Below are 21,810 nucleotides of genomic sequence, written 5' to 3' on the forward strand. Positions count from 1 at the left end.
CTGGAACGAGCTATGTCTGCCACAAAAATGACCCGCCGCGAACAGCGCGCACACGCCCAACATTTTATCGACACCCTGGAAGGCACCGCTTTCCCTAACTCGAAACGCATCTATCTGACGGGTTCGCAGGATGATATCCGCGTGCCAATGCGCGAGATCCAGCTCAGCCCGACGCTGATCGGCGGCAGCAAAGAGAACCCGCAGTTTGAAGAGAACGAAGCGGTACCGGTCTACGACACCTCCGGGCCTTATGGCGATCCGGCGATTGCCATTAACGTCCAGCAGGGGCTGGCCAGGCTGCGCCAGCCGTGGATCGACGCCCGTAACGACTGCGAAGCCCTGAACGAGCAAAGCTCGGCCTATACCCGGGAGCGGCTGGCCGACGACGGTCTGGACGAGCTGCGCTTCACCGGCCTGCTGACGCCGAAGCGTGCCAGAGCGGGCAAGTGCGTGACCCAGTTGCACTACGCCCGCCAGGGGATCGTGACCCCGGAGATGGAGTTTATCGCCATCCGCGAAAACATGGGCCGCGAGCGCATTCGTGGCGAGGTGCTGCGCCATCAGCATCCGGGCGAAGGCTTTGGTGCCCGCCTGCCGGAGAACATCACCCCGGAATTTGTCCGTGACGAAGTGGCCGCGGGTCGCGCCATTATCCCGGCCAACATCAACCACCCGGAATCAGAGCCGATGATCATCGGGCGTAACTTCCTGGTGAAGGTGAATGCCAACATCGGTAACTCGGCGGTCACCTCTTCCATCGAAGAAGAGGTAGAGAAACTGGTCTGGTCCACCCGCTGGGGTGCGGACACGGTGATGGACCTCTCCACCGGGCGCTATATTCACGAAACGCGCGAGTGGATCCTGCGTAACAGCCCGGTGCCGATCGGGACGGTGCCTATCTACCAGGCGCTGGAGAAGGTAAACGGCATTGCGGAAGATCTCACCTGGGAAGCGTTCCGCGACACCCTGCTGGAGCAGGCCGAGCAGGGCGTGGACTACTTCACCATTCATGCAGGCGTGCTGCTGCGCTACGTGCCGATGACCGCTAAACGCCTGACCGGCATCGTCTCCCGCGGCGGGTCGATCATGGCGAAATGGTGCCTCTCCCATCATCAGGAGAACTTCCTGTATGAGCACTTCCGCGAGATCTGCGAAATCTGCGCCGCGTACGACGTCTCCCTGTCGCTGGGCGACGGCTTGCGTCCGGGCTCCATTCGCGACGCCAACGACGAAGCGCAGTTTGCCGAACTCCATACCCTGGGCGAGCTGACCAAAATCGCCTGGGAGTATGACGTCCAGGTGATGATTGAAGGTCCGGGCCACGTACCAATGCAGATGATCCGCCGCAACATGACCGAGGAGCTGGAGCACTGTCACGAAGCGCCGTTCTACACCCTCGGACCGTTGACCACTGATATCGCACCGGGCTATGACCACTTCACCTCCGGGATTGGCGCGGCGATGATCGGCTGGTTTGGCTGCGCCATGCTTTGCTACGTCACGCCGAAAGAGCATCTTGGCCTGCCGAACAAAGAGGACGTCAAACAGGGGCTGATCACCTACAAGATTGCTGCCCATGCCGCCGACCTGGCGAAGGGCCATCCGGGTGCGCAAATCCGCGATAACGCCATGTCGAAAGCGCGCTTCGAATTCCGCTGGGAAGATCAGTTCAACCTCGCCCTCGACCCGTTCACCGCCCGCGCCTACCACGACGAAACCCTGCCCCAGGAGTCGGGCAAAGTGGCGCACTTCTGCTCCATGTGTGGACCGAAATTCTGCTCGATGAAAATCAGCCAGGAGGTGCGCGATTACGCTGCGGCGCAGACCATCGAAGTGGGGATGGCTGACATGTCAGAAACCTTCCGCGCCCGGGGCGGCGAGATCTATCTCAAGAAAGAGGAGGCGTAATGTATCAGCCCAACTTTCCTTCGGTGCCCTTTCGTCTCGGACTCTATCCGGTGGTCAACAGCGTGGCCTGGATCGAACGTCTGCTGGCCGCGGGCGTAAAAACTATCCAGCTGCGTATCAAGGATAAGCAGGATGATGAGGTGGAGGCCGATATCGTGGCGGCCATTGCCCTGGGGCGTCGCTACGACGCCCGCCTGTTCATCAACGACTACTGGCGGCTGGCGATCAAGCATCAGGCTTACGGTGTGCATCTGGGTCAGGAGGATCTGGAAACCACCGATCTTGAGGCCATTCGCGCCGCCGGATTACGCCTCGGCGTCTCGACCCATGACGACATGGAGATCGACGTGGCGCTGGCAGCGCGTCCCTCCTACATCGCCCTGGGGCACGTTTTCCCCACTCAGACCAAGCAGATGCCTTCCGCCCCTCAGGGGCTGGAACAGCTGGCCCGGCATATCGAACGCCTTGCGGATTACCCTACCGTCGCCATCGGCGGTATCAGCCTTGAACGCGCCCCGGCGGTGTTGGCGACCGGGGTGGGCAGCATTGCGGTAGTCAGCGCCATCACTCAGGCCGAGGAGTGGCAGGCGGCAACGGCGCAGCTACTGCAACTGGCGGGGGTGGACGATGAATGACCGTGACTTTATGCGCTACAGCCGTCAGATCCTGCTGGAGGATATCGCCATTGACGGGCAGCAGAAGCTGCTCGCCAGCCGGGTGTTACTGATCGGCCTTGGCGGGTTAGGTGCCCCGGCGGCGCTGTACCTGGCCGGGGCCGGGATCGGCACGCTGGTGCTGACCGACGATGACGAGGTGCATCTGAGTAATTTGCAGCGCCAGATTATGTTTACCAACGACGATATCGCCCAGCCGAAAGCGCAGGTGACGCAGCGCCGTTTGCAGCAGCTCAATCCGGATATCCGGCTGATTGCCCTGCAGACTCGCCTGGAAGGCCAGGCCCTGCAGGAGGAGATCGCCCGCGCCGACGTGGTGCTGGACTGCACCGATAACATGGCCACCCGCCAGGCGATCAACGCCGCCTGCGTAATGCTCAACACCCCGCTCATCACCGCCAGCGCCGTCGGCTTTGGCGGGCAGATGATGGTGCTGACGCCGCCCTGGACGCAGGGCTGCTACCGCTGCCTGTGGCCGGAAGACGACGAGCCGCAACGCAACTGCCGCACCGCGGGTATCGTCGGGCCGGTGGTGGGCGTGATGGGAACCTTACAGGCGCTGGAGGCGATCAAGCTGCTCAGCGGCATCGAGTCCCCGCGCAATGCGCTGCGCCTGTTTGATGCCCGGGCAGGAAACTGGCGGCAGCTGGCCCTACAGCGCGCCAGTGGCTGCCAGGTATGTGGAGGCCAGCATGCGGATCCTGTTTAACGATGAACCGATGCAGTGCGTGGACGGCTTAACCGTCGCCACCCTGCTCCACCAGCTGCGCCAGTTAAAACCCGGGGTCGCACTGGCCCTGAATCAACAGATCCTGCCGCGCGAGCAGTGGGATAAACAGCAGGTTCGCGAAGGCGATCAGATCCTGCTCTTTCAGGTGATTGCCGGAGGCTGAAATGTTACGCATTGCGGATAAAAGTTTTGATTCTCATTTATTTACCGGCACCGGCAAGTTCGCCTCGCCGCAGCTGATGGTGGACGCCATTCGTGAGAGCGGCAGCCAGCTGGTGACCCTGGCGATGAAGCGCGTCGACCTGCGCAATCACAATGACGCCATTCTGGCCCCGCTGCTGGCGGCGGGCGTCACTCTGCTGCCCAATACTTCCGGGGCCAAAACCGCGGAGGAAGCCGTGTTCGCCGCCCGGCTGGCGCGCGAGGCGCTGGGGACACGCTGGCTCAAGCTGGAGATCCATCCCGATGCCCGCTGGTTGCTGCCCGATCCCATCGAGACGCTGAAAGCGGCGGAGATGCTGGTCAAAGAGGGGTTCACGGTGCTGCCGTACTGCGGGGCCGATCCGGTGCTGTGCAAACGGCTCGAAGAGGCGGGCTGCGCGGCGGTGATGCCACTCGGGGCGCCGATTGGTTCCAACCAGGGGCTGGAGACCCGTGCGATGCTGGAGATCATCATTCAACAGGCGACCGTGCCGGTAGTGGTGGATGCCGGGATCGGCGTGCCCAGCCATGCCGCGCAGGCGCTTGAGATGGGGGCCGATGCGGTGCTGGTTAACACCGCCATTGCGGTTGCGGACGATCCGGTGATGATGGCCCGGGCGTTTCGTCTGGCGGTGGAGGCTGGCGTATTGGCCCGCCAGTCAGGCCCCGGCTCCCGCAGCCTTGAAGCTCAGGCCACCAGCCCGTTAACCGGGTTTCTGGAGGCCTTCTCATGAATACCTTTACCGATCGCTGGCGCCAGCTCAACTGGGACGATATTCGCCTGCGCATCAACAGCAAAACCCCGGCGGACGTTGAGCGCGCCCTGAATGCCCGGCAGCCGTCGCGCGAGGACATGATGGCCCTGCTCTCCCCCGCCGCCAGCGCGTATCTGGAGCCGATAGCCCAGCGTGCCCAGCGCCTGACCCGCCAGCGTTTTGGCAATACGGTGAGCTTTTATGTCCCGCTCTATCTCTCCAACCTGTGCGCCAACGACTGCACCTACTGCGGCTTCTCAATGAGTAATCACATCAAGCGCAAAACGCTGGATGAAAATGAGATTGCCCGGGAGTGTGCCGCGATCCGCGAGATGGGCTTTGAGCATCTGCTGCTGGTCACCGGCGAACACCAGACTAAGGTCGGAATGGACTATTTTCGCCGCCATCTCCCGGCCATTCGCCGCCAGTTCGCCTCGTTGCAGATGGAGGTGCAACCCCTGTCACAGGCCGAATATGGCGAGCTGAAAACGCTGGGGCTGGATGGCGTGCTGGTCTATCAGGAGACCTACCACGAGGCGGTGTATGCTCAGCACCACCTGAAAGGAAAAAAGCAGGACTTCTTCTGGCGGCTGGAGACCCCGGATCGGCTGGGTCGCGCCGGGATCGACAAGATCGGCCTCGGGGCATTAACCGGGCTCTCTGACAGCTGGCGGGTCGACAACTTTATGGTGGCGGAACATCTCCTGTGGTTGCAGCAACACTACTGGCAGAGCCGGTATTCCATCTCCTTCCCCCGATTGCGCCCGTGTGCCGGTGGGATCCAGCCAGCGTCGATCATGGATGAACGTCAGCTGGTGCAGACCATCTGCGCGTTTCGTCTGCTGGCGCCGGATGTGGAGCTCTCCCTGTCTACCCGGGAGTCGCCGGCGTTTCGCGATCGCGTCATTCCCCTGGCGATCAACAACGTCAGCGCCTTTTCCAAAACTCAGCCCGGCGGTTATGCCGACGACCATCCCGAGCTGGAGCAGTTTGCTCCGCACGATAACCGTCGCCCGGAAGAGGTGGCCGGGGCGCTCACCCAGCAGGGATTGCAGCCGGTATGGAAAGACTGGGATAGCTGGCTGGGACGCGCCTCGCAGTCAGGCTGAAAGAGAGTGTAAGCCGAAGAAGTTATTACGAGGCTTCACGTAACTTCATCAACGGGCCATTGCCAGCCTGGGTATCTATTTTTTACGCTTATTACGTCAGCAGGGGATGCTGACCAGGGCGGAAAGCTTCTTCCTCGTTTCGCCCTGCCTTCCCTGCTCTGTAACAGTTGTAACCGGTTTCAGAAAATGCGGGTTTCTTTGTGATGACTCACACACAATCGCGGTAACGCGGTTGTCGAAGCGAGCTGCGCGGGATAATTATCAATAAACACATGTACATTGAGGCTGACTATGAAGAACATCGTTTTATGCTGTGCAGCGGGAATGTCCACCAGCATGCTGGTCCAACGCATGAAAGACGCCGCGCAGAAAAAAGGGGTCGAAGTAACCATCAAAGCCGTACCGGTTGCTGAGTTTAAAGATGAAATCGCCGCAGCCGACATTGTGTTGCTTGGCCCGCAGGTCAAATACGAACTCAATAATCTCCAGGCACAGGCAGAACCGCTGGGTAAAAAAGTCGCCGTTATCGACATGATGGATTACGGCATGATGAAAGGCGATGCCGTTCTCGAAAAAGCCCTCAAACTGCTGGAGTGACCCATGGAAGATTTAGAAACCATCATTATGGAGCTGCTGGTGAATGCCGGTGCAGCCCGTAGCTCAGCACTAACCGCATTGCAGATGGCGCGCAAAGGCGATTTTGCCGATGCGGAAAAGGCGATGGAAGAGTCGCGCGAATTTGTTAAGCATGCGCACACCATCCAGACAAAGCTGATTGGTATGGATGAAGGAACCGGCAAGCTGCCGGTTAACCTGATTACCGTTCACTCTCAGGATCACCTGATGAACGCGATGGTGATTCAGGATCTGGCGGGCGACATGATCGAGCTGTATCGCCGGTTGCCGCTGGTGAACTAACACGCCGGGTGGCGCTACGCTTACCGGGCCTACAACGGCCCCGAACCGTAGGCCGGGTAAGCGCAGCGCCACCCGGCAATAGCAGCACCGAACCCCAGCCGGATAAGCGCAAAAAAAAACCCGCCGAAGCGGGTTTTTTTATGGGCTGACGTAACGATTACTCGTTGTCAGAACCGCCCAGGCCTGCGTTCAGCAGCTCTGCCAGGCTGGCAGATGCATCTTCAGCAGTCACCTGTGGTGCAGCAGGGATTTCGCCCGCTGCGCGACGGCGCATACGATCCTGGTGGTACGCATAACCGGTACCGGCCGGGATCAGACGACCCACGATAACGTTCTCTTTCAGACCGCGCAGTTCGTCGCGTTTGCCCGCAACGGCTGCTTCGGTAAGCACACGAGTGGTCTCCTGGAACGATGCCGCGGAGATGAAGGACTCGGTTGCCAGAGACGCTTTGGTGATACCCAGCAGGTCACGTGCGAAGGTCGCACTGAGCTTGCCATTCGATTCCAGATCGCGGTTAGCAATCTTGACGCGAGAGTATTCAACCTGCTCACCTTCGAGGAAGTCGGAGCTACCGGCATTCACGATGGTGGCTTTACGCAGCATCTGACGAACGATAACTTCGATGTGCTTATCGTTGATCTTAACGCCTTGCAGACGGTAAACGTCCTGTACTTCGTTGGTGATGTAACGCGTTACCGCGTGGACGCCACGAAGACGCAGAATGTCGTGCGGTGCTTCCGGACCGTCGGAAACCACGTCACCACGTTCTACACGTTCACCTTCAAACACGTTGAGCTGACGCCATTTTGGAATCATCTCTTCGTACGGATCGCTGCCATCCAGCGGCGTGATCACCAGACGGCGCTTCCCTTTGGTCTCTTTACCGAAGGAAATGATACCGCTGATTTCAGCCAGGATTGCTGGCTCTTTCGGACGACGTGCTTCGAACAGGTCCGCAACGCGTGGCAGACCACCGGTGATATCTTTGGTACCGCTGGATTCCTGAGGAATACGCGCCAGAGCATCACCCGCACCGATCTGAATACCATCTTCCAGCTGAACAATCGCTTTACCTGGCAGGAAGTACTGAGCTGGCATGTCGGTGCCCGGGATCAGAACGTCGTTACCGTTAGCGTCAACGATTTTCAGTGCTGGACGCAGATCTTTACCACCCGCGGTACGTTCTGCAGAATCCAGAACCACCAAGGAAGAGAGGCCGGTCAGGTCGTCGGTCTGACGAGTAATCGTCTGGCCGTCGATCATATCGGTGAAGCGGATGAAACCAGCCACTTCGGTGATAACCGGCATGGTGTGCGGATCCCAGTTTGCTACGGTTTCGCCGCCTGCAACCTGCTCACCATCACCTTTGCCCATTACCGCGCCGTAAGGCACTTTATAGCTCTCTTTGGTACGACCGAATTCGTCGATCAGCTTCAGCTCGGTGTTACGAGACGTCACAACCAGCTTACCGGCAGAGTTCACAACCGACTTCGCGTTGCTGAGCTTGATGCTACCTTTGTTCTTCACCTGGATGCTGGATTCAGCAGCCGCACGAGATGCCGCACCACCGATGTGGAACGTACGCATCGTCAGCTGTGTACCCGGCTCACCGATGGACTGTGCCGCGATAACACCGATCGCTTCACCTTTGTTGATGATGTGGCCACGCGCCAGGTCACGACCGTAGCAGTGCGCACATACACCAAAGTCGGTGTCACAAGATACGACAGAACGTACCTTGACGGAGTCAACAGAGTTCGCTTCCAGCAGGTCACACCAATGCTCGTGCAGCAGCGTGTTGCGTGGAACCAGAATGTCTGCGGTACCCGGCTTCAGAATGTCTTCTGCAGTCACACGGCCCAGAACGCGATCGCGCAGCGGCTCTTTAACATCACCACCCTCGATAACCGGGGTCATGGTGATACCTTCGAGGGTGCCACAATCGTCTTCGGTCACAACCAGATCCTGCGCAACGTCTACCAGACGACGCGTCAGATAACCGGAGTTCGCAGTTTTCAGTGCGGTATCCGCCAGACCTTTACGCGCACCGTGAGTGGAGATGAAGTACTGGAGTACGTTCAGACCTTCACGGAAGTTCGCGGTGATTGGCGTTTCGATGATGGAGCCATCTGGCTTCGCCATCAGACCACGCATACCTGCCAGCTGACGAATCTGTGCTGCAGAACCACGCGCACCGGAGTCGGCCATCATGTAGATGCTGTTGAAGGAAACCTGCTGCTCTTCGACGCCGTCACGGTTAATAACGGTTTCGGTCTGCAGGTTGTCCATCATCGCTTTGGATACACGATCGTTCGCCGCTGCCCAGATATCGATAACTTTGTTATAGCGTTCGCCCGCGGTAACCAGACCAGACTGGAACTGCTCCTGGATCTCAGCAACTTCGGCTTCCGCTTCAGAGATGATCTCGTATTTCTTCTCTGGGATGACCATGTCATCGATACCAACAGAGGCACCTGAACGCGCTGCATAAGCAAAGCCGGTGTACATTGTCTGGTCAGCGAAGATAACGGTCGGCTTCAGGCCCAGGATGCGGTAACAGGTGTTCAGCATCTTGGAGATCGCTTTCTTGCCCAGCGCCTGGTTGACGATGGAGAAAGGCAGACCTTTCGGTACGATCATCCACAGAATCGCACGGCCAACTGTCGTGTCGATCAGGCTGGTTTTCGCAACGAGTTCGCCGTTTTCAGCTTTTTCATACTCGGTGATACGCACTTTTACACGCGCATGCAGAGAGGCCAGGCCAGCGCGATAAATACGCTCAGCTTCTTTAGGGCCAGTCAGCACCATGCCTTCGCCTTTGGCGTTAACACAGTCACGGGTCATGTAGTACAGACCCAGTACAACGTCCTGAGAAGGAACGATAATTGGTTCACCGTTCGCTGGGGACAGGATGTTGTTGGTAGACATCATCAGCGCACGCGCTTCGAGCTGGGCTTCCAGCGTCAGCGGTACGTGTACTGCCATCTGGTCACCATCGAAGTCGGCGTTGTATGCCGCACAAACCAGCGGGTGCAGCTGGATAGCTTTACCTTCGATCAGTACTGGCTCAAAGGCCTGGATACCCAGACGGTGCAGGGTTGGTGCACGGTTCAGCAGTACCGGGTGTTCGCGGATAACTTCGTCCAGGATATCCCAAACGACAGCTTCTTCACGCTCAACCATTTTCTTCGCGGCTTTGATGGTGGTGGCCAGGCCACGCAGTTCCAGCTTGCCGTAAATGAACGGTTTGAACAGCTCCAGTGCCATTTTCTTCGGCAGACCGCACTGATGCAGACGCAGGTATGGACCTACGGTGATTACAGAACGACCGGAGTAGTCAACACGCTTACCGAGCAGGTTCTGACGGAAACGACCCTGTTTACCTTTGATCATGTCGGCCAAAGATTTCAGAGGACGCTTGTTAGAACCGGTGATCGCACGACCGCGACGACCGTTATCCAGCAGGGCATCTACCGCTTCCTGCAGCATACGTTTTTCGTTGCGTACGATGATATCTGGCGCAGCCAGATCCAGCAGACGCTTCAGACGGTTGTTACGGTTAATGACGCGACGATACAGATCGTTCAGGTCAGATGTCGCGAAACGACCACCATCCAGCGGTACCAGCGGACGCAGATCTGGCGGCAGAACCGGCAGAACGGTCAGGATCATCCACTCTGGTTTGTTACCAGACTGAACGAACGCTTCCAGCAGTTTGATACGCTTGGTCAGCTTTTTACGCTTGGTTTCGGAGTTGGTTTCGTTCAGCTCTTCACGCAGAGTTTCACACTCTTGCTCCAGATCCATGCTCTTCAGCAGGGCCTGGATCGCTTCCGCACCCATCTTCGCGTCGAATTCGTCACCGAACTCTTCCAGCGCGTCGAGATACTGTTCTTCGGTCAGGATCTGGTTACGTTCCAGATTGGTCATGCCGCCTTCGATAACGACATAAGATTCGAAGTACAGAACACGTTCGATATCGCGCAGCGGCATATCCAGCAGCAGACCGATACGGGACGGCAGAGATTTCAGGAACCAGATGTGGGCAGTCGGAGACGCCAGCTCGATGTGGCCCATGCGCTCACGACGCACTTTAGTCTGGGTCACTTCAACGCCGCACTTCTCACAGATCACACCACGGTGTTTCAGGCGCTTGTACTTACCGCACAGGCACTCGTAATCTTTTACTGGCCCGAAAATACGCGCACAGAAAAGGCCGTCACGCTCAGGTTTGAACGTACGGTAGTTGATGGTTTCTGGCTTTTTAACTTCACCAAAAGACCATGAACGGATCATGTCTGGCGAGGCCAGAGCAATTTTGATCGCATCAAACTCTTCGGTTTTAGTTTGCGCTTTCAGAAACTTTAATAAGTCTTTCACGGATTTGCTCCCGTCGGAGTTAGCACAATCTGGTGCCGGAAACTACTCCGGCACCAGTGACCTGTTTGAGCGAGAGTTACTCGTCTTCCAGTTCGATGTTGATACCCAGCGAACGAATCTCTTTCAACAGTACGTTGAAGGACTCTGGCATGCCCGGTTCCATCTGATGGTTGCCGTCCACGATGTTTTTATACATCTTGGTACGACCGTTCACGTCATCAGACTTAACGGTGAGCATTTCCTGCAGGGTGTATGCTGCGCCATATGCTTCCAGCGCCCACACTTCCATCTCCCCGAAGCGCTGACCACCGAACTGCGCCTTACCACCCAGCGGCTGCTGAGTAACCAGGCTGTAAGAACCGGTAGAACGCGCGTGCATCTTGTCATCAACCAGGTGGTTCAGTTTCAGCATGTACATGTAACCCACGGTTACCTGGCGCTCGAACTGCTCACCGGTACGACCGTCGAACAGTGTGATCTGACCAGAACTTGGCAGGCCACCCAGCTGTAACAGTTCCTTGATTTCAGACTCTTTCGCACCATCGAAGACTGGCGTTGCGATTGGCATACCTTTTTTCAGGTTCTCAGCCAGACGCAGCACTTCTTCATCGCTGAAGGTGTTCAGGTCGACTTTCTGACGAACATCAGTACCCAGATCGTACGCACGCTGGATGAATTCGCGCAGTTTCGCGACTTCTTCCTGCTGCTTCAGCATGGCGTTGATCTTATCGCCGATACCTTTCGCAGCCATACCCAGGTGAGTTTCGAGGATCTGACCAATGTTCATACGAGACGGTACGCCCAGCGGGTTCAGTACGATATCTACCGGCGTACCGTTAGCATCGTGCGGCATATCTTCGATCGGGTTGATCTTAGAGATAACACCCTTGTTACCGTGACGACCTGCCATCTTATCACCAGGCTGGATCTGACGTTTAACGGCCAGATAGACCTTAACAATCTTCAGCACGCCTGGTGCCAGATCGTCGCCCTGAGTGATTTTGCGGCGTTTTGCTTCGAGTTTTTTCTCGAACTCGTGTTTCAGTTCGTCGTACTGCTCAGCCAGCTGTTCCAGCTGATTTTGTTTCTCTTCGTCGGCCAGGCCCAGTTCCAGCCAGCGGTCGCGTGGCAGTTTGTCGAGCTTCTCAGCTTCAACACCACCGGCAACCAGCACCGCGTAGATACGACTAAACAGGCCAGCTTCGAGGATCTGCAGCTCTTCAGACAGGTCTTTCTTAGCCTGCTTCAGTTGCATCTCTTCGATTTCGAGCGCACGTTTGTCTTTTTCTACGCCATCGCGAGTAAAGACCTGAACGTCGATAACCGTACCGGAAACACCGTTCGGCACACGCAGAGAAGAGTCTTTAACGTCAGACGCTTTCTCACCGAAGATCGCGCGCAGCAGTTTCTCTTCTGGCGTCAGCTGGGTTTCACCTTTCGGCGTAACCTTACCAACCAGAATGTCGCCGCCGGTCACTTCTGCACCGATGTAAACGATACCGGATTCATCCAGTTTGGAGAGCGCAGCTTCACCCACGTTCGGGATGTCAGCGGTGATCTCTTCTGGCCCCAGCTTGGTGTCACGGGACACACATGCCAGTTCCTGGATGTGAATAGTAGTGAAACGATCTTCCTGAACCACACGCTCGGAGACGAGGATGGAGTCTTCGAAGTTGTAACCATTCCACGGCATGAACGCTACGCGCATGTTCTGACCGAGCGCCAGTTCACCGAGGTCGGTGGACGGGCCGTCAGCCAGCACGTCGCCGCGCTCAATTGGCTCACCCAGAGAAACACATGGCATCTGGTTGATACAGGTGTTCTGGTTAGAACGGGTGTACTTGGTCAGGTTATAGATGTCGATACCCGCTTCGCCTGCATGCATCTCGTCTTCGTTAACTTTGATAACGATACGGGAAGCATCGACGTACTGAACAGTACCGCCACGTTTAGCAACTGCAGTAACACCGGAGTCAACGGCAACAGCACGTTCCATACCGGTACCAACCAGCGGCTTATCAGCGCGCAGAGTTGGAACCGCCTGACGTTGCATGTTCGCACCCATCAATGCACGGTTGGCGTCATCGTGTTCCAGGAACGGGATCAGGGACGCACCGACGGAAACCACCTGTTGAGTGGAAACGTCCATGTAGTCAACCTGGTCACGACTGAACAAGCTCGATTCACCTTTGCTACGGCAGGTTACCAGGTCTTCTTCAAAGTGGCCTTCGTCATCCAGGTTGGAGTTCGCCTGAGCGATGACGTAGTTACCTTCTTCGATAGCAGACAGGTAGTGAATTTCGTCGGTTACAACACCGTCAGTCACTTTACGATACGGGGTCTCAAGGAAACCGTATTCGTTAGTCTGTGCGTACACGGACAGGGAGTTGATCAGACCGATGTTTGGACCTTCAGGCGTTTCGATAGGACATACGCGACCGTAGTGAGTCGGGTGTACGTCTCGAACTTCAAAGCCTGCACGTTCACGGGTCAGACCGCCTGGGCCGAGGGCAGAGATACGACGCTTGTGCGTGATCTCAGACAGCGGGTTGTTCTGGTCCATAAACTGAGACAGCTGGCTGGAACCAAAGAACTCTTTCACTGCTGCGGAGATCGGCTTGGCGTTGATCATATCCTGAGGCATCAGGGTATCCAGATCGCCCAGAGACAGACGCTCTTTCACCGCACGCTCTACACGCACCAGGCCAACGCGGAACTGGTTTTCCGCCATTTCGCCTACGGAACGGATACGACGGTTGCCGAGGTGGTCGATATCGTCCACTTCGCCTTTGCCGTTACGGATATCGATGAGCTTCTTCATCACTTCGATGATGTCTTCTTTGCTCAGGATACCGGAACCTTCGATCGCATCACGCAGCAGAGAACGGTTGAACTTCATACGACCAACCGCGGAGAGATCGTAGCGGTCTTCGGAGAAGAACAGGTTCTCGAACAGGCTTTCAGCCGCTTCGCGAGTTGGTGGCTCACCAGGACGCATCATGCGGTAGATTTCTACCAGCGCGCTCAGACGATCGGTGGTCGGGTCGACGCGAATCGTTTCCGACATGTATGGACCGTGGTCCAGATCGTTGGTGAACAGCGTTTCGATACGCTTGTGGCCAGACTGGCTAAGCTTAGCCAGCAGATCCAGACTCAGCTCCATGTTAGCCGGGCAGATCAGCTCGCCAGTGGATGCATCAACGTAATCTTTTGCAGCTACTTTTCCAGCAATGTATTCAACCGGGACTTCGATGTGTTTGATATCATCTTTTTCCAGCTGACGGATGTGGCGCGCGGTAATACGGCGGCCTTTTTCCACATACACTTTGCCGTCGGCTTCGATGTCGAACGACGCGGTATCACCACGCAGACGCTCAGGCACCAGCTCCATTTGCAGCTTGTTGTCGCGAATTTCAAAGACAACTTTCTCAAAGAACAGATCAAGAATCTGCTCAGTGGTGTATTGCAGAGCACGCAGAATAATGGTCGCAGGCAGTTTACGACGACGGTCGATACGGACAAACAGGTTGTCTTTCGGATCGAACTCGAAGTCCAGCCAGGAACCACGGTAAGGAATGATACGTGCGTTATACAGTACTTTACCGGATGAGTGCGTTTTACCTTTATCGCTGTCGAAGAAGACGCCCGGGCTACGGTGCAGCTGGGAAACGATAACACGCTCAGTACCGTTGATTACGAAAGTACCGTTGTCGGTCATGAGCGGAATTTCGCCCATGTAGACTTCTTGTTCTTTAATGTCTTTAACGGTGCCTTCCGGCGCTTCGCGCTCGTAGATCACCAGACGCAGCTTAACGCGCAGCGGTGCCGAGTAGGTCACGCCACGGATTTGACATTCCTGAACGTCAAATACCGGTTCGCCAAGGCGGTAGCTGACGTATTGCAGCTCGGAATTACCGCTGTAGCTCTTAATCGGGAACACGGAACGGAAGGCGGCTTCCAGACCGTACTGCCCTTCAGGATCTTGCTCGATAAACTTCTGGAACGAGTCAAGCTGGATAGAAAGGAGATATGGAATGTCCAGAACTTGTGGACGTTTACCAAAATCCTTACGAATACGTTTTTTCTCGGTATAGGAGTAAACCATAGGGTTCCTCAGCTCGCTGACAAGTCGACGCATCTGTCCATTGACGGACAGTTTGTGCAACACCATTTTGTTGATCGGAAAATCGAACACTTTCCGCAATGCCTGTTGCTATCACGCTTAAACCATTTCATTGCGATTTACCCAGAGCGAGCACCCTGTCGCAGTATATTAAGTCGTCGATAGAAACAAGCATTGTCAGGACAGCCAGCAGTCAAACAGTGTGAAACGCTACTGGCGCCTTACAGCGCAAAAAGGCTGGTGACTAAAAGTCACCAGCCATCAGCCTAATTTCTCAGGCTGCAACCGGAAGGGTTGGCTTATTTAACTTCAACTTCAGCGCCAGCTTCTTCCAGAGATTTTTTCAGTGCTTCTGCGTCATCTTTGCTCACGCCTTCTTTCAGCGCAGCTGGAGCAGATTCTACCAGGTCTTTAGCTTCTTTCAGACCCAGGCCAGTTGCAGAACGTACTGCTTTGATTACGGCAACTTTGTTAGCGCCAGCAGCTTTCAGAATTACGTCGAATTCAGTTTTTTCTTCAGCTACTTCAGCCGGGCCAGCAGCTACAGCTACAGCAGCAGCAGCGGAAACACCGAATTTTTCTTCCATTGCAGAGATCAGTTCTACAACGTCCATTACGGACATAGCTGCAACTGCTTCAATGATTTGATCTTTAGTGATAGACATTTAAATTGTTCCTGAAAATCAGAATAAGTTTATACGTAAGCGAATACTTGATAAAGATGACTGCTATTAAGCAGCTTCTTTCGCATCGCGAACAGCAGCCAGAGTGCGAACCAGTTTGCCAGCCGAAGCTTCTTTCATGGTTGCCATCAGGCGTGCAATTGCTTCTTCGTAGGTCGGCAGGGTTGCCAGGCGATCGATTTGCGATGCCGGGATCAACTCACCTTCAAAGGCTGCAGCTTTAACCTCAAATTTTGCATTCGCTTTCGCGAAATCTTTGAACAGACGAGCAGCAGCGCCCGGGTGTTCCATAGAATATGCAATCAAGGTTGGACCAACAAACGTGTCTTTCAGGCACTCGAACTGAGTACCTTCAACTACGCGGCGCAGCAGGGTGTTACGAACAACACGCATGTAAACGCCAGCTTCACGACCTGCTTTACGCAGTTCAGTCATTTTATCTACAGTAACGCCACGGGAATCCGCAACTACTGCAGACAGCGCGCCTTTGGCTACTTCGCTGACTTCAGCAACAATCGCTTGTTTGTCTTGAAGATTTAAAGCCATTAGCTTTGCTCCTGGATGTTTGCCGGAACTCATGTTCCGGAACTCACTTCACTCAGTCCAACGGAAAGAGCGTCTTAATACGGTGAGCAGAAACAAGCCAGAGTATCCAAAAATAATCTTAGCGTTCTGTCACCGTCTACGCAGGGGATTAAGTCTCTTGCGAAACACCTGCGGTCTTCGACGGAGGCCTGGATTAGGCCAGGCTCCAACGAACAAATCTTTTAGCCGCTAACTATTGTTAGCAAACGTGGGGGTAAGATTGTAGACAAATCCACCGCCCACGTAAAGGCATTAGTTTGCAGCAGCGCTCAGGCCAGCCTGGTCAACTGCAACACCCGCACCCATGGTGGTGGAGATGCTAACTTTCTTGATGTACACGCCTTTCGCCTGAGTTGGTTTTGCTTTTTTCAGCGCAACCAGCAGAGATTCCAGGTTTTCTTTCAGTTTGTCAGCGTCAAAGTCCACTTTACCGATGGTGGTGTGGATGATGCCGTTTTTGTCGTTACGATAACGAACCTGACCTGCTTTAGCGTTCTTAACTGCTTCAGCAACGTTAGGAGTTACAGTACCAACTTTCGGGTTTGGCATCAGGCCGCGTGGACCCAGAACCTGGCCGAGTTGGCCAACAACGCGCATTGCATCCGGGGAAGCAATAACAACGTCAAAGTTCATTTCGCCTTTCTTGATCTGATCAGCCAGATCTTCCATACCTACCAGTTCAGCGCCGGCAGCTTTAGCAGCTTCAGCGTTTGCACCCTGAGCAAATACAGCTACGCGTACGGAACGGCCAGTACCGTGTGGCAGTACAGTTGCGCCACGAACGTTCTGATCGGATTTACGAGCATCGATGCCCAGGTTAACAGCAACGTCAACGCTTTCAACGAACTTAGCGGTAGCCAGTTCTTTCAGCAGAGCGATAGCTTCGTTGATGTCGTACTGTTTGGTCGCATCAACTTTGTCACGGATCACGGACATGCGCTTGGTCAGTTTAGCCATTTCTTAGTCCTCCACTACCAGGCCCATGGAACGTGCAGTACCTTCGATGGAGCGAGTCATCGCTTCAACGTCGGAACCAGTCATGTCGGCAGCTTTGGTCTGCGCGATTTCCTGCAGCTGAGCGCGGGAAATTTTACCAACTTTATCTTTGTTCGGCTTACCGGAACCAGACTTGATACCAGCCGCTTTTTTCAGCAGTACTGCTGCCGGCGGGGTCTTGGTAACGAAAGTGAAAGAACGGTCAGCGTAAACAGTGATTACGACTGGGATTGGCAGACCTTTTTCCAGGGATTCGGTTTTGGCGTTGAACGCTTTACAGAATTCCATGATGTTCACACCTTGCTGACCCAGAGCTGGACCAACTGGTGGACTTGGGTTCGCCATACCAGCTGCAACCTGCAGCTTGACGTAGGCTTGTACTTTCTTAGCCATTCTAAAATCCTCTGATTGGGTAATAGCGCCTCAAGGAGGCTCCCCGTGAATAAAAATCGTTTTACAGGCCGGGGCCCATAAAAACAAAAGGCGCGAAATTGTATTCCAATCTCGCGCCCTGTGCAACGATTAAATCGTCGCTTTTTTGATCGCTGCTTAGGCTTTTTCTACCTGGGCAAAGTCCAGTTCTACCGGGGTCGCACGACCGAAGATAGAAACGGAAACTTTCAGGCGGGACTTCTCGTAGTCCACTTCTTCAACCACGCCGTTAAAGTCAGCAAACGGACCGTCATTAACACGAACCATTTCACCCGGTTCAAACAGCGTTTTCGGACGCGGCTTATCCCCAACCTGCTGCAGGCGGTTCATAATCGCATCAACTTCTTTATCGCTGATTGGCGCCGGACGGTCAGACGTGCCGCCGATAAAGCCCATTACGCGCGGTACGCTGCGCACTAAGTGCCAGCTTGCATCGTTCATCACCATCTGAACAAGCACGTAACCTGGGAAGAATTTGCGTTCGCTTTTGCGACGCTGGCCACCACGGATCTCGACCACTTCTTCGGTCGGAACCATAACATCGCCAAACAACTCTTCCATATTGTGTAATTTGATATGCTCACGCAGCGACGTAGCTACGCGGCCTTCAAAACCGGAAAACGCCTGAACGACGTACCAGCGCTTTTTAGGGGCTTCAGACATCTCAGAACCTCAGGCCAGTGATAAAGGATACCAGGCGAACCAGAATACCATCCAGTCCCCACAGGATCAGTGACATTACAGCGGTAACCGCAGCTACAATCAGCGTGGTGTGCAATGTTTCCTGGCGAGTCGGCCAAATGACCTTACGGACTTCGGTTCTCGCTTCGCGGGCAAAAGCAACGGTCGCTTTACCTTTGGTCGTCAACAGCGCGACACCACCCGCTGCAGCAATCAGAATTACCACTGCAAGCGCGCGTAGCGGCAGCATCATGTCGCGATACAGGTAGTTGCCCACGATTGCTACGATCAACAATACGGCTACTACTACCCATTTCATCGCTTCCAGGCCGCGCCCGCTCCCTTGAGCTTCGGTATTCGCACTCATAAACCAACCTGTCAGAAGTATTCTACAAACATTTTCACCCCGCGATAGCGAGGCGAACCAAACCGAAATGCTCTGTTGCGTTTCGGACTAAAAACGCCCTCTTCAGAGCCTGTCTCAGCAATGATTATGACAAATAAAATCACTGATGAGCCAGGTTCTGGTTCGAAAGCGTGCAAAAAGGGCATCAAATGATGCCCTTTTCATGCGCATTGCGTCAAATGTTATCAGCAATTAGCCGAGAACTTTAGCAACAACGCCCGCACCAACGGTACGGCCACCTTCACGGATTGCGAAACGCAGACCGTCATCCATCGCGATTGGGTGGATCAGGGTAACAACCATCTTGATGTTGTCGCCTGGCATTACCATCTCAACGCCTTCTGGCAGTTCGATGGTACCGGTCACGTCAGTAGTACGGAAGTAGAACTGTGGACGGTAGCCTTTGAAGAACGGAGTATGACGGCCGCCTTCGTCTTTGGACAGGATGTACACTTCAGATTCGAACTTGGTGTGCGGCTTGATAGAGCCTGGCTTAGCCAGAACCTGGCCACGCTGGATCTCTTCACGCTTGATACCACGCAGCAGAACGCCGCAGTTCTCGCCTGCACGACCTTCGTCCAGCAGTTTGCGGAACATTTCAACGCCGGTACAGGTTGATTTCGCAGTATCTTTGATACCAACGATTTCAACTTCTTCACCCACTTTGATGATGCCGCGCTCTACACGACCGGTAACAACAGTACCACGGCCGGAGATAGAGAATACGTCTTCGATAGGCAGCAGGAACGGCTTGTCAATCGCACGCTCTGGCTCTGGGATGTAGGAATCCAGGAAGCCAGCCAGTTCGATGATTTTCTCTTCCCACTGTGCTTCGCCTTCCAGCGCTTTCAGTGCAGAACCACGAACGATTGGGGTGTCGTCGCCCGGGAAGTCGTACTGGGACAGAAGTTCACGAACTTCCATCTCAACCAGTTCCAGCAGCTCTTCGTCATCAACCATGTCGCATTTGTTCAGGAACACGATGATGAAAGGAACGCCTACCTGACGACCCAGCAGGATGTGCTCACGGGTCTGAGGCATAGGGCCGTCAGTCGCAGCAACAACCAGGATCGCGCCGTCCATCTGCGCAGCACCGGTGATCATGTTTTTAACATAGTCGGCGTGGCCCGGGCAGTCTACGTGTGCGTAGTGGCGAGTCGGGGTGTCATATTCAACGTGGGAAGTGTTGATGGTGATACCACGAGCTTTTTCTTCTGGTGCGTTATCGATCTGATCGAATGCGCGAGCAGAACCACCGTAGGTTTTTGCCAGAACGGTAGTGATTGCAGCGGTCAGCGTTGTTTTACCATGGTCAACGTGGCCGATAGTACCGACGTTAACGTGCGGTTTTGTACGTTCAAACTTTTCTTTAGACATCGATTGTCCCTCTAAGACACGGATAAATCGGTGATATCACCACATCAACCAGGCGAAATGCCTGAACTGTTGAATTCATTTAAATTGAAACAGAGAGAAACGGGAGGGAGAAGTGAAGTGGTGCTGATACCCAGAGTCGAACTGGGGACCTCACCCTTACCAAGGGTGCGCTCTACCAACTGAGCCATATCAGCACGTATTGGAGCGGGCAGCGGGAATCGAACCCGCATCATCAGCTTGGAAGGCTGAGGTAATAGCCATTATACGATGCCCGCATCCTGAAACTCGGCTACCCAGTTCTTTCTGTAACAAAAAAAGAGATTTCTCTCTTTTTAAGTTCGAGCTGGCTAATTTTTTCAACCAGCTCCGGCGGCGTTAACGCTGCCAGAAAGTGGTGGTGGGGGAAGGATTCGAACCTTCGAAGTCTGTGACGGCAGATTTACAGTCTGCTCCCTTTGGCCGCTCGGGAACCCCACCGGACTTGATGGTGCCGACTACCGGAATCGAACTGGTGACCTACTGATTACAAGTCAGTTGCTCTACCTACTGAGCTAAGTCGGCATCAAGTAGCGCGCATTTTAGGGAGACCCGCGGGTTCATGCAACTAAAAATTTGCATAAATCGTTCTTTCGCTCACATTTTGTGCGAGGAGAGCGAATAACGCTGTAATTCCAGGCAAATGCGGGCAAATATTCAGCATTTATCGCCCTGAAAAGGGGGCAAACCCGGTCTGTGACGATTCACGCTTAACGCAACACTGGGCCATATTTTTTCTTATTATTCGGCTCATCTGGTGTTAACCTCCTGCGCATTGTCCAAAATTAACTATTATGTGATGTGCCTTCCCCCGCATGGCTAGCCTCTGATGTGGGATAGACGCCTCACTCAAGCATGCTTATGAGCAAAAAAGAGCAAACGTTAATGACGCCTTATCTCCAGTTTAGCCGCAGCCAGTGGGCTGCTCTGCGTGACTCCGTTCCTATGACCTTAACGGAAGGCGAAATCGCACGGTTAAAAGGGATAAACGAAGACCTGTCGCTTGAAGAAGTGGCCGAAATATATTTGCCTCTATCGCGTTTGCTGAATTTCTATATCAGTTCCAACCTTCGCCGGCAGGCCGTACTGGAGCAGTTCCTCGGTACTAACGGGCAGCGCATTCCTTATATCATCAGTATTGCCGGTAGCGTCGCCGTGGGTAAAAGCACCACCGCGCGTGTTCTGCAGGCGCTCCTGAGTCGCTGGCCGGAACATCGCAGCGTGGAGCTGATCACCACCGACGGTTTTCTGCATCCGAACGAGGTATTAAAAGAACGCGGTCTGATGAAGAAGAAGGGCTTCCCCCTCTCTTATGATATGCACCGTCTGGTGAAATTCGTGTCGGATCTGAAATCCGGCGTGCCGAACGTGACGGCCCCGGTCTATTCACACCTGATTTACGACCGTATCCCTGACGGGGATAAAACGGTGGTGCAGCCGGACATCCTGATTCTGGAAGGGTTAAACGTTCTGCAGAGCGGAATGGATTATCCTCACGATCCGCATCATGTATTCGTGTCTGACTTTGTTGATTTCTCTATCTATGTGGATGCGCCGGAAGATCTGCTGCAGAACTGGTATATCAATCGCTTCCTTAAGTTCCGTGAAGGGGCGTTCACCGATCCGGACTCTTACTTCCATAACTACGCCCAGCTCTCGAAAGAAGAGGCTATTAATGTGGCTACCTCGCTGTGGAATGAGATCAACTACGTGAACCTGAAAGAGAACATCCTGCCGACCCGCGAACGCGCCAGCCTGATCCTCACCAAGAGTGAGAAACACGCTGTCGACCATGTGCGTTTACGAAAATAGTCT

At 54.8% G+C, this 21,810-nt stretch carries 18 protein-coding genes and 4 tRNA genes; 9 read left to right on the top strand and 13 right to left on the bottom strand.

Going from position 1 to position 21,810, the window contains the following annotated elements; genetic code table 11:
* Positions 1 to 12 precede the first annotated feature (12 nt).
* The 8 genes from thiC to LG383_RS17870 all read left to right on the top strand — a co-directional run bounded on the left by thiC (position 13) and on the right by LG383_RS17870 (position 6,295).
* A complete protein-coding gene (thiC, locus tag LG383_RS17835) occupies positions 13 to 1,908 on the top strand; it encodes a phosphomethylpyrimidine synthase ThiC (RefSeq protein WP_225759820.1) in 1,896 nt (631 codons plus the stop codon).
* Complete coding sequence (gene thiE / locus LG383_RS17840) at positions 1,908 to 2,543, top strand: thiamine phosphate synthase (RefSeq protein ID WP_225759821.1); 636 nt, start codon at positions 1,908 to 1,910, stop codon at positions 2,541 to 2,543. Before thiC ends, thiE begins: the two co-directional genes overlap by 1 nt.
* Positions 2,536 to 3,291, top strand: coding sequence for a HesA/MoeB/ThiF family protein (locus tag LG383_RS17845; RefSeq protein ID WP_225759822.1), 756 nt, complete (start codon positions 2,536 to 2,538; stop codon positions 3,289 to 3,291). The genes thiE and LG383_RS17845 overlap by 8 nt, the downstream gene beginning before the upstream one ends.
* Positions 3,275 to 3,475 carry a sulfur carrier protein ThiS gene (thiS, locus tag LG383_RS17850; RefSeq protein ID WP_225759823.1) on the top strand — a complete coding sequence of 67 codons (201 nt, stop codon included), beginning with the start codon at positions 3,275 to 3,277 and terminating at the stop codon, positions 3,473 to 3,475. The genes LG383_RS17845 and thiS overlap by 17 nt, the downstream gene beginning before the upstream one ends.
* A gap of 1 nt (position 3,476) precedes the next feature.
* Entirely contained in the window at positions 3,477 to 4,247 is a 771-nt protein-coding gene (thiG, locus tag LG383_RS17855) for a thiazole synthase (RefSeq protein ID WP_225759824.1), read from the top strand.
* Complete coding sequence (thiH, locus tag LG383_RS17860; protein WP_225759825.1) at positions 4,244 to 5,377, top strand: 2-iminoacetate synthase ThiH; 1,134 nt, start codon at positions 4,244 to 4,246, stop codon at positions 5,375 to 5,377. The genes thiG and thiH overlap by 4 nt, the downstream gene beginning before the upstream one ends.
* 291 nt (positions 5,378 to 5,668) lie before the next feature.
* On the top strand, positions 5,669 to 5,974 hold the full coding sequence (locus tag LG383_RS17865; RefSeq protein WP_039028885.1) for a PTS sugar transporter subunit IIB: 306 nt from the start codon (positions 5,669 to 5,671) through the stop codon (positions 5,972 to 5,974).
* Between the two features lie 3 nt (positions 5,975 to 5,977).
* Positions 5,978 to 6,295 carry a PTS lactose/cellobiose transporter subunit IIA gene (locus LG383_RS17870; RefSeq protein WP_032615888.1) on the top strand — a complete coding sequence of 106 codons (318 nt, stop codon included), beginning with the start codon at positions 5,978 to 5,980 and terminating at the stop codon, positions 6,293 to 6,295.
* Positions 6,296 to 6,452: 157 nt separating this feature from the next.
* Here the strand turns inward: LG383_RS17870 and rpoC are convergent, their stop codons facing one another.
* The 13 genes from rpoC to LG383_RS17935 all read right to left on the bottom strand — a co-directional run bounded on the left by rpoC (position 6,453) and on the right by LG383_RS17935 (position 20,520).
* A complete protein-coding gene (gene rpoC, locus LG383_RS17875; RefSeq protein WP_225759826.1) occupies positions 6,453 to 10,676 on the bottom strand; it encodes a DNA-directed RNA polymerase subunit beta' in 4,224 nt (1,407 codons plus the stop codon).
* Positions 10,677 to 10,752: 76 nt separating this feature from the next.
* On the bottom strand, positions 10,753 to 14,781 hold the full coding sequence (gene rpoB, locus LG383_RS17880; RefSeq protein ID WP_106996045.1) for a DNA-directed RNA polymerase subunit beta: 4,029 nt from the start codon (positions 14,779 to 14,781) through the stop codon (positions 10,753 to 10,755).
* A 317-nt stretch (positions 14,782 to 15,098) separates the two neighbouring features.
* Positions 15,099 to 15,464 (bottom strand): 50S ribosomal protein L7/L12, encoded by a 366-nt coding sequence (gene rplL, locus LG383_RS17885; protein WP_106996044.1) that lies wholly within the window; start codon positions 15,462 to 15,464, stop codon positions 15,099 to 15,101.
* Between the two features lie 66 nt (positions 15,465 to 15,530).
* Positions 15,531 to 16,028 carry a 50S ribosomal protein L10 gene (gene rplJ, locus LG383_RS17890; protein ID WP_024548056.1) on the bottom strand — a complete coding sequence of 166 codons (498 nt, stop codon included), beginning with the start codon at positions 16,026 to 16,028 and terminating at the stop codon, positions 15,531 to 15,533.
* A gap of 291 nt (positions 16,029 to 16,319) precedes the next feature.
* The gene (rplA, locus tag LG383_RS17895; RefSeq protein ID WP_006176745.1) at positions 16,320 to 17,024 is read right to left on the bottom strand and encodes a 50S ribosomal protein L1; all 705 of its coding nucleotides are present in this window, start codon (positions 17,022 to 17,024) and stop codon (positions 16,320 to 16,322) included.
* 3 nt (positions 17,025 to 17,027) lie between these two features.
* Positions 17,028 to 17,456 carry a 50S ribosomal protein L11 gene (gene rplK / locus LG383_RS17900; protein ID WP_032615878.1) on the bottom strand — a complete coding sequence of 143 codons (429 nt, stop codon included), beginning with the start codon at positions 17,454 to 17,456 and terminating at the stop codon, positions 17,028 to 17,030.
* 156 nt (positions 17,457 to 17,612) lie between these two features.
* On the bottom strand, positions 17,613 to 18,158 hold the full coding sequence (nusG, locus tag LG383_RS17905; RefSeq protein ID WP_106996043.1) for a transcription termination/antitermination protein NusG: 546 nt from the start codon (positions 18,156 to 18,158) through the stop codon (positions 17,613 to 17,615).
* Position 18,159: 1 nt separating this feature from the next.
* The gene (gene secE / locus LG383_RS17910) at positions 18,160 to 18,543 is read right to left on the bottom strand and encodes a preprotein translocase subunit SecE (RefSeq protein WP_003862342.1); all 384 of its coding nucleotides are present in this window, start codon (positions 18,541 to 18,543) and stop codon (positions 18,160 to 18,162) included.
* A 231-nt stretch (positions 18,544 to 18,774) separates the two neighbouring features.
* Positions 18,775 to 19,959, bottom strand: a complete 1,185-nt coding sequence (tuf, locus tag LG383_RS17915; RefSeq protein WP_225759827.1) for an elongation factor Tu — start codon at positions 19,957 to 19,959, stop codon at positions 18,775 to 18,777.
* A gap of 118 nt (positions 19,960 to 20,077) precedes the next feature.
* Positions 20,078 to 20,153 (bottom strand) — tRNA-Thr (locus LG383_RS17920).
* A gap of 6 nt (positions 20,154 to 20,159) precedes the next feature.
* Positions 20,160 to 20,234: transfer RNA gene (locus LG383_RS17925), tRNA-Gly, on the bottom strand.
* A 117-nt stretch (positions 20,235 to 20,351) separates the two neighbouring features.
* Positions 20,352 to 20,436 (bottom strand) — tRNA-Tyr (locus LG383_RS17930).
* Positions 20,437 to 20,444: 8 nt separating this feature from the next.
* Positions 20,445 to 20,520 (bottom strand) — tRNA-Thr (locus LG383_RS17935).
* 336 nt (positions 20,521 to 20,856) lie between these two features.
* Between LG383_RS17935 and coaA the strand changes: the two genes are divergently transcribed.
* A complete protein-coding gene (gene coaA / locus LG383_RS17940; protein WP_106995519.1) occupies positions 20,857 to 21,807 on the top strand; it encodes a type I pantothenate kinase in 951 nt (316 codons plus the stop codon).
* Positions 21,808 to 21,810 lie beyond the last annotated feature (3 nt).

This window comes from Leclercia sp. Marseille-Q4284 (assembly GCF_916618945.1).
Lineage (GTDB): Bacteria > Pseudomonadota > Gammaproteobacteria > Enterobacterales > Enterobacteriaceae > Enterobacter > Enterobacter tamurae.

Coding starts and splice junctions, on each gene's coding strand:
- rpoB (WP_106996045.1), bottom strand. CDS start 14,781: ATGGTTTACTCCTATACCGAGAAAAAACGTATTCGTAAGGATTTTGGT.
- thiG (WP_225759824.1), top strand. CDS start 3,477: ATGTTACGCATTGCGGATAAAAGTTTTGATTCTCATTTATTTACCGGC.
- rplA (WP_006176745.1), bottom strand. CDS start 17,024: ATGGCTAAACTGACCAAGCGCATGTCCGTGATCCGTGACAAAGTTGAT.
- nusG (WP_106996043.1), bottom strand. CDS start 18,158: ATGTCTGAAGCCCCTAAAAAGCGCTGGTACGTCGTTCAGGCGTTTTCC.
- rplJ (WP_024548056.1), bottom strand. CDS start 16,028: ATGGCTTTAAATCTTCAAGACAAACAAGCGATTGTTGCTGAAGTCAGC.
- rplK (WP_032615878.1), bottom strand. CDS start 17,456: ATGGCTAAGAAAGTACAAGCCTACGTCAAGCTGCAGGTTGCAGCTGGT.
- thiE (WP_225759821.1), top strand. CDS start 1,908: ATGTATCAGCCCAACTTTCCTTCGGTGCCCTTTCGTCTCGGACTCTAT.
- secE (WP_003862342.1), bottom strand. CDS start 18,543: ATGAGTGCGAATACCGAAGCTCAAGGGAGCGGGCGCGGCCTGGAAGCG.
- LG383_RS17865 (WP_039028885.1), top strand. CDS start 5,669: ATGAAGAACATCGTTTTATGCTGTGCAGCGGGAATGTCCACCAGCATG.
- tuf (WP_225759827.1), bottom strand. CDS start 19,959: ATGTCTAAAGAAAAGTTTGAACGTACAAAACCGCACGTTAACGTCGGT.
- LG383_RS17845 (WP_225759822.1), top strand. CDS start 2,536: ATGAATGACCGTGACTTTATGCGCTACAGCCGTCAGATCCTGCTGGAG.
- LG383_RS17870 (WP_032615888.1), top strand. CDS start 5,978: ATGGAAGATTTAGAAACCATCATTATGGAGCTGCTGGTGAATGCCGGT.
- coaA (WP_106995519.1), top strand. CDS start 20,857: ATGAGCAAAAAAGAGCAAACGTTAATGACGCCTTATCTCCAGTTTAGC.
- thiS (WP_225759823.1), top strand. CDS start 3,275: ATGCGGATCCTGTTTAACGATGAACCGATGCAGTGCGTGGACGGCTTA.
- thiH (WP_225759825.1), top strand. CDS start 4,244: ATGAATACCTTTACCGATCGCTGGCGCCAGCTCAACTGGGACGATATT.
- rplL (WP_106996044.1), bottom strand. CDS start 15,464: ATGTCTATCACTAAAGATCAAATCATTGAAGCAGTTGCAGCTATGTCC.
- thiC (WP_225759820.1), top strand. CDS start 13: ATGTCTGCCACAAAAATGACCCGCCGCGAACAGCGCGCACACGCCCAA.